This is a genomic window from Nocardia arthritidis NBRC 100137 (assembly GCF_001612765.1).
GTDB lineage: Bacteria > Actinomycetota > Actinomycetes > Mycobacteriales > Mycobacteriaceae > Nocardia > Nocardia arthritidis.
Genome location: NZ_BDBB01000005.1, coordinates 269,122 through 282,629 on the forward strand (window position 1 = coordinate 269,122; position 13,508 = coordinate 282,629).

Consider the following 13,508-nt stretch of genomic DNA (forward strand, 5'->3'; position numbering starts at 1 on the left):
GCGTTGCACCCGACACGATCACCATCGGGGCGACCGCATCGGCCTGCCCCGCGCCCCTGGCGCAGACAACCGTGCCGCGGCCCGAGCGAAGCGAGCCGTCACCGAAATGTCAGCGACCGCAGCAACTGCTGAGCACAGCGCCCCGAAATCTCAGTGGATGGGAAGTTCCGGGATCCGAGTGGCGCGAACGTAGACCGTCTCGCCGTCCGAGAGCCGCAGCGCTTCGGCGTCACCGCGGGTGACCTGTGCGGAGAAAAGGTCGCCGGTAGCGGCATTGCGCAGCTCCACGCGTACTTCGAACCCGAGACGGACCACACGCTCGACCGTCGCCCTGGTGACACCCGCCGAGTCCGCGGTGCCCTCGTGCTCGGCGAGCGCCATGCTCGGGTCACGGCCGACGCGAATGTCGTGTGGCCGCACCAGATGTCCGTTGAGCCGGGCCACCGCGCCGAGGAACGACATGACGAACTCGTTGGCAGGCCGGTCGTACACGTCCTCCGGAGTGCCGATCTGCTCGATGCGGCCCTTGTTCATCACCGCGATCCGGTCGGCGACGTCGAGCGCCTCCTCCTGGTCGTGGGTGACCAGCACGGTGGTCACATGGACCTCCTCGTGCAGCCGGCGCAGCCAGGTCCGCAGGTCGGCACGGACTTTGGCGTCCAGCGCGCCGAACGGTTCGTCCAGCAGCAGCACCTGCGGATCGACGGCCAGCGCGCGGGCCAGTGCCATGCGCTGCCGCTGACCACCCGACAACTGGGCCGGGTAGCGGTGCTGGAAGCCGTCCAGTCCCACGATGCCGAGCAATTCGTCGACGCGCTTGCTGATCTCGTGCTTCGGGCGCTTGCGGATCTTCAGGCCGAACGCCACGTTGTCGCGCACGGTCATGTGCTTGAACGCCGCGTAGTGCTGGAAGACGAAGCCGATGTCGCGCTTCTGCGGCGCCACCCGGGTGACGTCGCGTCCGGCGATGCTGACCACACCGGAGTCCAGCGATTCCAGTCCGGCGATCGAGCGCAGCAGCGTCGATTTGCCCGAGCCCGAAGGGCCGAGCAAGGCGGTGAGCTCGCCGGAGGGGATGTCGATGGTCACGTTGTCGAGGGCCGCGAACGTGCCGTAGTTCTTGTTCGCGTTGGTCACGGTGATCACTTGGTGCCCCGCTTACGTTCGAGGATGGTCATCAGCAGAAGGGTGACGAGGGCGATGCCCATCAGCAAGGTCGCGGCGGAGTAGGCGCCGAAGGTGTTGTGGTCGTTGATGTACCGGCCGTGCACGAGCAACGTCAGCGTCTGTGACTTGCCCGGCAGCGCGGAGGACACCATGATCACGGCGCCGAACTCACCGAGCGCGCGGGCCACGGTGAGCACCACGCCGTAGGTCAGCCCCCACCGGATCGCTGGAAGCGTGATCCGCCAGAATGTCTGCCACTTCGACGCGCCCAGGGTGGCAGCGGCCTGTTCCTGGTCGTCGCCGATCTCGTGTAGCACCGGCTCCACCTCGCGTACCACGAACGGCAGCGTGACGAAGATGGTGGCGATCACCATGCCCGGCAGGTTGAAGATGACCTTGAAGCCCAGTTCTTCCAGGCCGCCGAACCACCCGCCCGCTCCCCACAGCAGGATCAGCGAGACGCCGACCACGACGGGCGAGACGGCGAACGGCAGGTCCACGATGCCCTGGACCAGATTGCGGCCCGGGAACTTCCCCCGAACCAGCGCGAGCGCCGTCACGATGCCGAAGATCACGTTCACCGGGACGGTGATCGCGACGATCAGGATGGACAACTGGAACGCCGAGATCGCCGCCGGCGTGGTGATCGAGTCGGCGAACGCACCGATCCCGCGCTCGAATGTGCGCCACAGGATGATGACCAGCGGCAGGACCAGCAGCACCAGCAGGTAGCCGAGCGCTACCGTCCGCAACGAGATGCGGGTCAACGGATGCAGATTCATCGGGCCGCCTGCTCCTTGCGCGCGCTGCGTTCGGCGAGCAGCCGCAGCACGAGCAACGTCGCGAACGAGATGGCCAGCAGCGCGACCGACACGGCCGCCGCGTTCACCGGCCGGTCGATCTCGATCTGCTTCTGGATGTACTGGGAGGCCATCTCGGTCTTGCGCGGGATCGCGCCACCGATCAGCACCACCGAGCCGTACTCACCGATCGCGCGGGCGAAGGCCAGCCCGCCGCCGCTGATGATCGCGGGCGTCAGGGCGGGCAGCACGATACTGCGGAACGTGGTCCAGTTGTTCGCACCCAGCGAGAGCGCGGCCTGCTCGACCTCGCGGTCGGCCTCGATCAGCACCGGCTGCACCGAACGCACCACGAAAGGCAGTGTGACGAACGCCAACGCGACCACCAGGCCCGGCTGGGTGGCGTTCAGATGGATGTCGATCGGGCTCTGCGGACCGTACAGCGAGAGCAGCACGATGCTGGCGACGATCGTCGGCAGCGCGAACGGCAGGTCGATCAGCGCGTTGACGACGCTTTTGCCGGGGAACTGGTCACGGACCAGTACCCAGGCGATCAGCGTGCCCATCACCACGTTGATCACCGCCACCACCACCGAGACCAGCACGGTGATGCGCAGCGAGTCCAGCGCGGCAGGCGCGGTGACGGCGTCGTAGAAGCCGGACCACCCGTCCTCGAAGCTCGTCACGGTGAGCGCCGCCAGCGGCAGCAGCACGATGATGCTCAGCCACAGCACCGCGGTGGCGATGCCGAGCGGGCCCACCGAGCCGGTCACGCGCAGCCACGACCAGTGCCTGCCGCGAGGCGGGCGCGCGGGGTCGGAGACGCCGGGACCGGTCTGCGCGGTCCCGGCGTTACTGCTCTTCGTCACAGTCGTCCAGTATCCGGTGTAACGGGGGCCACCCGGTCACTTGGTCGCGTTGTCGTAGATCACGGCGACCGCGCCGGTGTTCGGGGTGAACAGCTCCTTGTCCACGGTCTTCCAGCCGCCGAGGTCGGCGATCGTCCACAACTTCTGCGGGGTCGGGAAGTCCTCGGCGTAGTCGGCGGCGATCTTCGGGTCGACCGGACGGAAACCGGCGGTGGCCCAGGCCTGCTGACCCTCCGGGGTGAACAGGAAGTCGCGGAAGGCGACCGCCTTCTGCTGGTTCTTGCTGTTCTTCAGCACCGCGACCGGGTTCTCGATCTTGAACGTGACCGGCGGGACGATGTGCTCGATCGGATCACCGTTGCGCTCGGCGAAGATCGCCTCGTTCTCGTAGCTCAGCAGCACATCACCGGTGCCCTGCAGGAAGGTCTCGGTCGCCTCGCGGCCGGACTTGGGCTGCACCTTCACGTGCTCCTTGGAGACCAGCTTGCTCAGGTAGTCCAGGCCCGCCTGCGCGTTCTTGCCGCCGTCGCTCTCGGCCGCGTACGGCGCGAGCAGATTCCACTTGGCCGAACCGGAGCTGAACGGGTTCGGGGTGACCACCTCGATGCCCGGCTTCAGCAGGTCGTCCCAGTCCTTGATGCCCTTCGGGTTGCCCTTGCGCACGACGATCGTGACCACCGAACCGAACGGGATGCCCTTGGTGGCGTCCGCGTTCCAGCTCGCGTCGACCAGGCCCGCGTCGACGAGACGGGTGACGTCCGGTTCGACCGAGAAGTTGACGACGTCGGCCTCGGCCCCGTCCTTCACCTTGCGGGACTGGTCGCCGGAGGCGCCGTAGGACTGCTGGATCTGGACGCCCTTGCCCTGCTCGGTCTTGTTGAACTCGGGGATCACCTTGTCGAAGCCGGGCTTCGGCACGGCGTAGGCATAGAGGTTCAGCGTGCCGCCGCTGCCGTCCGCGTGGTCTCCTCCGGTCGTGTCGCTGGCTCCGCCGCCGCACGCGGTTAGCGCGACCGCCGCGAGTGCGGCGAGGGCAACGGCGCTGTAGCGTCGACGCGGCGAAAGCCAAGATTTGCGAGCCATCGGAGTGGACCTTTCCTGCGGACCGCCAGTTGTCCGGTAATACATCGGTGGCGGCGACCATCTGTTTGGTTCAGCAGACCTGCCGATCGGGCGATACGGCAGCGGCGCGACTAGCGGCCACAACGGGCCGTTGGAGAGGGCAGGCACGTCTGCGCAAAGCGCGCCGGTCTACTGGGAAACGAGACGCGGACGTGCCCTCTTGCCGATCAGCGACAGTAGATGTCCGCGACCGCGAGATCACCGACAGCAATCAACGCCAATTCATGGCGGACCTGCGGAACGGCGCTCGAAGACACGGGCAGACCTTATCAGAGCCGACGACGGAGTTCGAATCGAAGAGTCCCAGGAAGAGGGCGGTTTCATCCCCAGGGCCAACAGTCGCCGGTCGGGTACGGTCCCAGTTCCACGGCATCGGTAACCGCACGTGGAGCGCCCTGCCGACCGCACCGCGCTGGTTACCTCGCGGTCACTGGGCGGGGTTCGACGTGGCGCTGCCCACACTGTCGGGGTTGCGAGCCGACCTTCAGCGGGCGATCAACCAGGCGACGACGATGAGCACCAGCAGGGCGACGAGGGCGAGCTGAACCCTCGACCGAGGCATCAGCGTGCCCCGCTCTGCACCGGGGTGCGGGACTCGGAGGCCCGCTCGGGTTCGAGCATCGCCGGCGCGCCGGCCGGGGCGGGCCGCACCGGCGAAGGGTGGGCGCCGTACCGGCGATCCAGGATGCGCAGGACGGCGCGCAGCACGCGATCGAGCCCGTAGGCGATGGCGAAGCTGATCGGGACCATGCCGACGAGGACCACGAGGAACTGCGGAATGAACGGCAGCCCCGCGACCCACAGCTCGAAGCCGTCCCACCAACCTGCGATGCGATGCACGGGTCCAGCCTAGTCGGTTCGCCTGCCGGTTCCACGAGTCCGTCGGCCACGGCGGCACAGCCGGGGAACCGCGCGGTGGACGCCGGGCGCACCTCGGCCCGAAGATTGGGGTATGGCGTCCTCCGATGACCTCACCCTCAACGACTCCGACGGCTTGCCGACGAGCTTGGCCGAGCCGACGGGCTCGACCTACCCGCACCGTCACGGCGCCTACCCACCGATCGACGACTACGCCTTCCTGTCCGACTGCGAGACCAGTTGCCTGGTCGCCAGCAACGGCGCGGTGGAATGGATGTGTGTGCCGCGGCCGGATTCGCCGAGCATCTTCGGGGCGATGCTGGACCGCAGCGCGGGTCACTTCCGGGTCGGTCCCTACGGCGTCAACGTGCCCGCCGCGCGCCGCTACCTGCCCGGCGGGATGATCTTGGAGACCACCTGGCAGACCGGCACCGGCTGGCTGGTCGTGCGCGACGCGCTGGTGCTCGGGCGCTGGCACAACAACGATCAGCGCAGCAAGACCCATCGGCGCACCCCGATGGACTGGGATGCCGAGCATCAGCTGCTGCGCACGGTGAAGTGCGTGAACGGCACCGTGGAACTCGAGATGAGTTGCGAGCCCGCGTTCGACTACCACCGGGCCACCGCCCGCTGGGAGTACACCGGCAAGGTGTACGAGGAGGCGACCGCGGTGCGCAGCGACGATCCGAGCGCCGGGCCCACGCTGGTGCTCACCACGGATCTACGCCTCGGACTCGAGGGCAGGGAGGCGCGCGCCCGCACCAGGATGAAGGAGGGCGACGAGGTGTTCGTCGCGCTCACCTGGTCGGAACTGCCCGCGCCGCGCACCTTCGAGGAGGCCGCCGACAAGATGTGGCAGACCACCGAATGCTGGCGTCAGTGGATCACCCTCGGCAAGTTCCCCGATCACCCGTGGCGCAACTACCTGCAGCGCAGCGCCCTCACCCTCAAGGGCCTCACCTACGCCCCGACCGGCGCCCTGATGGCCGCACCGACCACATCACTGCCGGAAACGCCTGGTGGAGAACGCAATTGGGATTACCGCTACACCTGGGTGCGGGATTCCAGTTTCGCGCTGTGGGGTCTGTACACCCTCGGTCTGGACCGGGAGGCCGACGACTTCTTCGCGTTCCTCAACGACGCGACCACCGGCGAGAACGGCGAGCCGGGCCCGCTGCAGGTGCTCTACGGCATCGGCGGCGAACGACAGCTCGACGAGATCATCCTCGACCACCTCGGCGGCTACGACCAGTCCCGACCGGTGCGCATCGGCAACAACGCCTACCGGCAGGATCAGCACGACATCTGGGGCACCATGCTCGACGCGGTGTACCTGCACGTGAAGTCGCGCCAGCAGGTGCCGGAGACCTTGTGGCCGCTGCTGGTCCGCCAGGTGCACGCCGCCATCGAGCACTGGAAGGAGCCCGACCGGGGCATCTGGGAGGTGCGCGGCGAGCCGCAGCACTTCACCTCATCCAAGGTGATGTGCTGGGTCGCGCTGGATCGCGGCGCGAAGCTCGCCGAGCTGCACGGTCAGTACGAGCACGCCGAGGAGTGGTACGCGATCGCGGAGGAGATCAAGGCCGACGTCCTGGCCAACGGCGTCAACTCCGAAGGTGTGTTCACCCAGGTCTACGGCGGCGATACCCTGGACGCCTCGCTGCTGCTGGTGGTGCTCACCCGTTTCCTGCCGCCCGAGGACGACCGCGTGCGCGCCACCGTGCTGGCCATCGCCGACCGGCTCACCGAGAACGGCTTGGTGCTGCGGTACCGGACCGAGACCACCGACGACGGTTTGAGCGGCACGGAAGGGGCGTTCACCATCTGCTCCTTCTGGCTGGTCTCCGCGCTGGTCGAGATCGGGGAGATCCAGCGGGCCCGGCACCTGTGCGAGCGACTGCTCGGCTTCGCCAGCCCGCTGCGGTTGTACGCCGAGGAGATCGATCCGCGCAGCGGCCGTCACCTCGGCAACTTCCCGCAGGCATTCACCCACCTGGCGCTGATCAACGCCGTAACCCACGTGATCCGCGCCGAATCCTCCCGGCACGCGGGCCGATTCCAGCCCGCACACACACCTCAGGGACACCCGGTCTGACCCGGGGGCGGAGCGGCTAGGCGGAGACGAGTCTCCGTTGGTCAGCCCACCCAGACCTCGCCCGCGTACGTCGGCACTCGGCGCAGCCTTCCTTGTCGAGGCCCCAGCATGCCACAACATCTCTGCTGGGCTCACTGCGTCTCCGGCGCGCCACAGCATGCATAGTGGCGACACAGTAGAGATATGCAAGATTGATGGAACCGATCCGGGACTCGGCGCGTCAAACCCTCTGACAGATAACTCAGGAGGGATGACCGACAGTATCCGGAAACGCAAGGTGCCCGCCATCAACGCATAGTCGGCACAGATGACGGTACAGCCGTTGACATGGAAACGCACAGTGCGAAACGACGAGTCCATCGCTGACTCCGCCGTACGGTTTCGGCTGCCTGGCACCCGAAACCGTTCGAAGTACCGAGTGTCGCAACCGGTTTGAAAGTTTGAAAGTTTGACCTTGAATGAGCCTCTTGTTAGCCTGTTGTGCGATGCCACAGGCGCATCATTCTTGAAGGGGAGAATCTCGAATGCTGACGATGAAGAAAACTGCCGTCGCCGGACTTATCGCCATTGCCGGCCTCGGCCTCGGTATGGGTGTAGGTAACGCCGGCGTCAAGCATATAGATGGCGGAACGTGGAGGTACGGGACCGACAACGGTCAGTACCCCACATACAACTTCTCGGAATATAGCCACGGCAGTCGAGTACATTCCTCGGCCGTACGCAATTGCAATGGAACGCAGCGGTCTGGCTGGTACGACGGCGGCACCCTCGCAGTATCATATCAAAATAGGTGCCTGACCGGCAACGAAGCATTCTATGATGTAAAGAACGGTGGTAGCGGGAGCATCTCCTCTGATAACGAGCGTTAGGCACACAACGCACGGCTAGATTTGCATCAAACAAGTCGATCAAAGGCCGGCCTACATTTCTGGGGATGTGCGTAGGCGCTCTAGTCAGTAGGTCGGCCACTCGACAGAGATGAGGTGCTGTGCAGCTCGTTCCACGAGTTGTTATTGCGTTCGGATTCACCTTGGCAGCGATTATATCTGTTGCCTATTTCGAACTAAAGGAGCAAGCCCACACGCTCCGCGGAACAACCGAATTCGTAATTGATGATTTTGACAGGTCCCTGTCCAAATCGGCACTGTACGATTCTTTGTCAGCAGTTTCTACTCGAAGCAGCGTGAATATTTACAAGCTGAGCTTCGGCGAAAGTAGCAAGGATCGCATATTTTTCGAGTTCATCGGGAGCCCCGAGCGTAAACATCTACTCACGGCCGATGGCCCCTACATTACATTTGATCCACAACTAAGTACAACATTTCGGCCTGCGTCTGATATCACCACTGAGGACATCCGTGGCCGGTACGCCGTGGACGGAACAGAATCGGCAAAAAGTGGCGCTATTGCCGAATTGAGTAGACTAGGTTTCAACGTAGCGATTTGGGATCAAGATTATGGCCCGCTGCTGTGGGACAACCTCGGCCGATCACACCTGCTTACGATATTCTGCGTAGTACTTCTATGCTGCGCTCTTGTCGTCGGTTATTCGGCCTTGAGCTCAACCAAAGACTATGCCGTCAAGCAATTGCATGGCTACGGACGTACTCGCATTCTCGCCACAGGGCTCGTCGAAGTGGTCGCGACCTGCGTAGGGATCGCTGCTGCGGCTGCCACCTTTACTGCCGCCTACCTAGGGATCTACAACAAATTCGCCCGATTCGATGCGTTCCTACCTACTCTGTTAGCCGCATTCGGAGTCCTCGTCCTACTGCTGGTACTTGTCAAGACGATCGCGATAGCGATCGCGATCAGTCTGCCGAACAGCGATGGCCGCTATCTGAAAGGCGCTAAAGCGGATGCCACACTGCTGAACTTTGCGTACGTTGCCAAGCTGGCCGTTCTCGCTACGTTACTAATCCTGATAGTAGGCGGCATCCACACAATTACGCGGTTTGCGGATATGCACCTGGCAGCGGACCGATGGAAGGCGACTGCCGACTATCTGGCCGTGAGCCATTCAACCGGTATACCAACTACGGATGGCCCGGAGAAGCGGCGGCTGGACGCCCAGTTCAGGAGACTCTTCTCATCGTTCGAGCAGCAAGGCAAGGCAATACTGGTCGCAGGCCAGCACATTCGGTCGCCCACAGGCGACCTGGTAGGGGAAAAATCGATTGATCTCGTGGTCGACAACAACTATCTCCGAGAAAACTGCTTATTGAACTTGCAAAATAAATGTGTGCGAGATGTGAGCACTTCAGATCTGCAGATGACACTCTTGATCCCGGAGCATATGAAGGAACAGGAGAACGACATTGTGCGGAGCTACCTGAACCTGATTGTCTTTCAGCAACGCATACAGGGAACTCCCGTTGACGTTGGCGATATAAAATCGCGAATAATATATTTCAAAAGCGGTCAAAGTTTGTTCTCATATAGGGCCGCAACAGCCCTGGATGGGGCATTCGTGGGAGATCCAGTTCTGTTAGTGACAGAGGCTTCGACGCGGCTACTTTCCGACGACTTCTACTCTGCGAAATCCAGCTCAGCCGAGGCGCTCTTCACCGACAAAGACCACTTGAGTAGCGATCTTATTCAAAGCGGATTAGATTCTCTAATACAGTATTATTATTCGATCAAAGATAAATCTTTGCAAGATATATCAGATTTCGAATCCGCCAGTAGAAACCAGCTGATCGGCCTCGCTATCACGGTCGTATCCGGGACCGTTACATCATCGTTCCTTGCTGCGCTCTACTGCTCCCGAAGCCGAAAGAGGATCTACGTCGAAGAGATTCACGGCTATTCGTTCTTCCGCAGGCACAGGAAAATGTTGTCCGGTTTGATATTGGGATGTGTAACAACGTTCGCTGGCATTGCTATAGCTAATTCGGCGCTCTTCGCGGGCATGTACGGCTTGGTGGCCGTCGGAATTGCGGGTACGGACTTCCTGCTCACTGCGGCCTTCATTGCCGTGTACGAAACACGTTCACACGCATCCTGGTTGAAGCGTGCGTGAGAGCGGCGAGAGAAGAACCATCAGAGTTGCCGGACATCGGAGGTGGCAATGTCTGCAATTAAAGTAGAAAAACTGACAAAGTTTTTCGGGGACCGAGAGGTTCTCGACAAGATTTCGTTTCAGGTCGAGACGGCGACCATGCTGGCGATCACAGGTGCCAGCGGCAGCGGCAAGACTACGCTGCTGAACTGCATAGGCTTACTCGATGATTACGACAGCGGCGAGATTACTGTCCATGGTACGAGGCTCACAGGTATCCGAAGACGCGACCGGACTCGGTATTTCCGTTACCAAGTCGGGTACCTGTTCCAGAACTATGCGCTGATTGACGATAAGACCGTTGCCGAAAATCTCTCCGTGGCATGCGCATACGTGAGACGCGAAGTAGGTAGCAAACGGGATTGGCAACTGGAAGCTCTCGAACAAGTAGGTCTGCGAGACAAGCTCACGGCTCGGGTCTTCGAACTCAGCGGCGGTGAACAGCAGCGTGTGGCCGTCGCCCGACTGCTCATCAGACGGCCCCGTGTCATCTTGGCTGATGAGCCCACCGGAGCATTGGATGCGAGCAACCGGGACGAAATCATAGGTCATCTGCAAAAGCTTCGAGACGCTGGCTCGACAGTGCTAGTGGTGACGCATGATCCGAATGTGGTAGACCGTTGCAACGACCACGTGAAGCTCCGACATCCGCTTTAACCTTTAATCCCGGCATGACTGAGGGTTTTCCGGCGGCCTACGAGACCATGCTGTTGGCTTGGTCTCGTAGGCCGCCCAGCTTAACGAGCTGGTCTTCGACGGAGGAGATCCGCTCGCCGCTGCGGTCGCCGTACTTCTCGTACGCCGCTTCGGCGTGGCGCAGTGCCTCGTCGACCTGGTGAGAGAGATCGGCAGCGATATCGGTGAAGTGGTCGCGCAGCACCCGCTGCATGGCGCGCAAGCGATTGCGCGACTCCTTGCCGACCTGGAAGATCACGTCGTCCATCAGGCGGGCGACCGCCACCTTCGCCTCGGCTCTGCGGCGTTGCTTGAGATTCTTGCGTTCGTCCCACAGCGCGTTCATGCCGAGCAGCACACCAGCGCCGATCGAGTACCAGTTCACCAATGACATCTTGAGGATGCTGGTGACCAAGCCGACCATCAGAATACCGCCATAGGATCCTCGCAGCGTGGACAGTAGCTGTTGCGTCAGTCTGGCTTTCGCGCTCTCCAGCGGCTCCAGCGGCTGTACCGCCTCGAGCACCTCCCCCGGGTTGGCCAAGCGCAGGTCCGGTAGCGGAGGGGTCCGGTTGTCGGCCGGGAACTTGGCGGCCACCTGCTCGCACAGCTCCATCGAGCGGTAATGCGCCACGGCGAAGTTCTCCTCGACCGCCTCGCAGATGCGCGCGTCCAGATCGGCTCCGAATTCCTTCCACCGGCGCGCCGGATCGGACTGGGCGATCTCGGTCTCGGCGTCGCGGATCAGGCTGCGCAGCCGATGGCGCAGGTCGTGTTCGATATCGGCCATCAGCTCGGTCGCGCCGTCGACCAGCGTGACCTGCCAGTTCGCGGTGCGGTGGCGCAGCTGGTCGGCTTCGTCGCGGGCGCGGGCCAGCTGATCGGTGATCTCGGCCCGTCGCCGCGGGTCGCGCAGCGCCTCGGCCTCGGTGCGCAATGTCAGCGCGAGGTGGTCGCAGACCAGGCGGATGTCCTGGACCGCCGATTCCAGCGCCACCGCGTCCGCGCGGGCAACCACGTAGTCGCGCAGGTGATCGATCAGCTGCGGCACCCCGGATTCGATGTCGCGCTGGTAGTCACCGGTCAGTCCGGCTTGCCGGTGCAGCTCGGCGGAGACCGGCGCCACCGCGAATCCGAGTCCCGCGGAGTCCAGCAGTTCGCGGTTGCGCTGCTGGGTGCGCGACCAGTGCGGGAACACGTCGATCTTGTTCAGCACGCAGATCACGGTCGGGCAGATCTGCTGGATGCGCTGTAGTTCGGCGATCTGCTCCATGGTCAGCTCGGTACCGGCGTCGCCGACGTAGAGCACGGCGTCGGCCGCGGCGATCATCGACCAGGTGGTGCGGTTGTCGCCCAGCGCGCCCGGTGCGTCCATGACGACGACACCGTCGGCGAGCAACGGACTCGGCTGGGTGAACTCGGCGCGGACGACGCCCTGGGTGGCCAGCGCCGGACCGGGGTCGAGCGGGTCGACCGACTGGCGTTCGGTGCGGCCGTACTCGGTCTGCCGCACCAGCGTCGCGGTCGGCTCCGGCCCGTATTCGACGATCACCGGGACGCTCAGATCGCTGTTCGTCGCACTGACCGAGGCGCCGACCAGGCTGTTGACCAGCGTGCTCATGCCGTTTTTCGGATGGCCGACGACCACGAGCCGTACCCGGGGATCGCTCACCCTGGCGTGGACCATGCCCAATCGGCTGCCGAGGTCGTCGCGTCCCGCGGATCGGGCCGTCTCCCGCAGCTCGTCGATTATTCGGATGAGCGGGGCCATCGCGTCCGGATGTTTCACGGTCGCAGCCTTCAGCCCGGCAGCGGCAGACAACCCTCCTCCTTACTCTCGGTGACTTTCGTTCTGGTACCCCCTGCGGTCGCTCCGCAGTCCTCGGAATCGCTCGCGACCCGGCTACATCAATGAGATGTCCGACACATCGGATGCATAGTGATGCGTATCCGCCATGGCCGATTCCGGCAGCAAAGCACTCGAGAGGCCGCCGCTCGAGGCCAGTGTCAGCGCGGAGTGATCGTAGGTGTGCTCGGCGATCGGGAAACCGGAATCGGACGGGTGGTCCACCGTGAGCGGCGCCGAGATGCCGTGCGGCTTCGGCTCGATCACCTGCGGCTTGATCGGCGCCTGGGTGGGCGCGGGAGCGTTGAAGGTCGGCGCCGGAGTGTGCGGCTCGACGGTGGGGGCGTGCGCGGGGGCGCTGTAGGTCGGCTGGTCCGGCGCGGTGTAGGTGGGCTGGTCGGGGGCCGTATACGTGGGCTGCGACGGCCTGCTCACGGTCGGCATGTCGTTGGTCGGCAGGTCGTTGGTCGGCTGGGTGCTGTGCGAGGTGCCGCCGGCGCTGGGGCGGCCGGTGCCGCCGCCCGGTGTCGTCACGTCGTCGTCCGGGGTGGTCGGGGCATGCGTCGGCGCCGGGGTCTGGGTCACCGTCGCGCCCGGGGTCTTGGTACCCGGCCCGTCCGGCGCGGTGGTGATGCCACCGTGCGGCATCGTGGTGGCGCCGGGGAGTTTCGTGACGTCGGCATCCGGCGTCTTCGGCGCGGACGGGACGGTCACATCGCCCGGAACGCTCGGCGACGGCGTGGTCTTCACGATCGTCGTCGGAAGCGTCACCGTCGACGCGGGCGGCTGCGTCGGATGAGTCGGATGCGGGTCGGCCACCGGGGCCGGCTTCACCACCGGCGTCGGCCGCACCGCGTCGAACAGCGCGGGGACGGCCGCCGCCGGAGCGGTCAGCACGGAGGGCCCTTCCGGCGCGGCGAGCACATTCGCGATCGGGGTCGAGGCGACATCGGGCTGGATCGTGGTCTGCAGCGGGGTGGCCGCGACGACCGGAGCGGCGGCGACCGCGGCGGGC

General features: G+C 64.3%; 11 protein-coding genes and 1 pseudogene. 4 read left to right on the forward strand and 8 right to left on the reverse strand.

Annotation, left to right across the window (positions count from 1 at the left end; translation table 11 throughout):
- Positions 1-150: 150 nt before the first annotated feature.
- The 6 genes from NA8_RS05395 to NA8_RS05415 form a co-directional block, all read right to left on the reverse strand.
- Positions 151-1,146 carry a sulfate/molybdate ABC transporter ATP-binding protein gene (locus tag NA8_RS05395; RefSeq protein WP_063049227.1) on the reverse strand — a complete coding sequence of 332 codons (996 nt, stop codon included), beginning with the start codon at positions 1,144-1,146 and terminating at the stop codon, positions 151-153.
- Positions 1,143-1,949 carry a sulfate ABC transporter permease subunit CysW gene (cysW, locus tag NA8_RS05400; protein WP_040865542.1) on the reverse strand — a complete coding sequence of 269 codons (807 nt, stop codon included), beginning with the start codon at positions 1,947-1,949 and terminating at the stop codon, positions 1,143-1,145. The genes NA8_RS05395 and cysW overlap by 4 nt, the downstream gene beginning before the upstream one ends.
- Positions 1,946-2,746, reverse strand: coding sequence for a sulfate ABC transporter permease subunit CysT (gene cysT, locus NA8_RS05405; RefSeq protein ID WP_063049266.1), 801 nt, complete (start codon positions 2,744-2,746; stop codon positions 1,946-1,948). Before cysT ends, cysW begins: the two co-directional genes overlap by 4 nt.
- 126 nt (positions 2,747-2,872) lie before the next feature.
- A complete protein-coding gene (locus tag NA8_RS05410; protein ID WP_063049228.1) occupies positions 2,873-3,919 on the reverse strand; it encodes a sulfate ABC transporter substrate-binding protein in 1,047 nt (348 codons plus the stop codon).
- A 206-nt stretch (positions 3,920-4,125) separates the two neighbouring features.
- Positions 4,126-4,215 (reverse strand): Ms4533A family Cys-rich leader peptide, encoded by a 90-nt coding sequence (locus NA8_RS35675; protein ID WP_312038717.1) that lies wholly within the window; start codon positions 4,213-4,215, stop codon positions 4,126-4,128.
- A 304-nt stretch (positions 4,216-4,519) separates the two neighbouring features.
- A complete protein-coding gene (locus NA8_RS05415; protein WP_063049229.1) occupies positions 4,520-4,798 on the reverse strand; it encodes a hypothetical protein in 279 nt (92 codons plus the stop codon).
- A gap of 112 nt (positions 4,799-4,910) precedes the next feature.
- Between NA8_RS05415 and NA8_RS05420 the strand changes: the two genes are divergently transcribed.
- The 4 genes from NA8_RS05420 to NA8_RS32480 all read left to right on the forward strand — a co-directional run bounded on the left by NA8_RS05420 (position 4,911) and on the right by NA8_RS32480 (position 10,629).
- The gene (locus NA8_RS05420) at positions 4,911-6,911 is read left to right on the forward strand and encodes a glycoside hydrolase family 15 protein (protein WP_084466538.1); all 2,001 of its coding nucleotides are present in this window, start codon (positions 4,911-4,913) and stop codon (positions 6,909-6,911) included.
- Between the two features lie 524 nt (positions 6,912-7,435).
- On the forward strand, positions 7,436-7,780 hold the full coding sequence (locus NA8_RS32475; protein ID WP_084466539.1) for a lactococcin 972 family bacteriocin: 345 nt from the start codon (positions 7,436-7,438) through the stop codon (positions 7,778-7,780).
- 119 nt (positions 7,781-7,899) lie between these two features.
- Positions 7,900-9,933, forward strand: a complete 2,034-nt coding sequence (locus NA8_RS05425) for a DUF1430 domain-containing protein (protein WP_157106543.1) — start codon at positions 7,900-7,902, stop codon at positions 9,931-9,933.
- 48 nt (positions 9,934-9,981) lie between these two features.
- Positions 9,982-10,629 carry an ATP-binding cassette domain-containing protein gene (locus NA8_RS32480; RefSeq protein WP_084466540.1) on the forward strand — a complete coding sequence of 216 codons (648 nt, stop codon included), beginning with the start codon at positions 9,982-9,984 and terminating at the stop codon, positions 10,627-10,629.
- Between the two features lie 37 nt (positions 10,630-10,666).
- On the opposite strand, the gene NA8_RS05435 is transcribed toward NA8_RS32480, so the two are convergent.
- Both NA8_RS05435 and NA8_RS34290 read right to left on the reverse strand, forming a co-directional pair.
- Positions 10,667-12,469: a dynamin family protein gene (locus tag NA8_RS05435; protein WP_063049232.1), complete on the reverse strand. Its 1,803-nt coding sequence runs from the start codon at positions 12,467-12,469 to the stop codon at positions 10,667-10,669.
- Positions 12,470-12,550: 81 nt separating this feature from the next.
- Positions 12,551-13,508: pseudogene (locus NA8_RS34290) on the reverse strand (hypothetical protein); the annotation flags it as partial.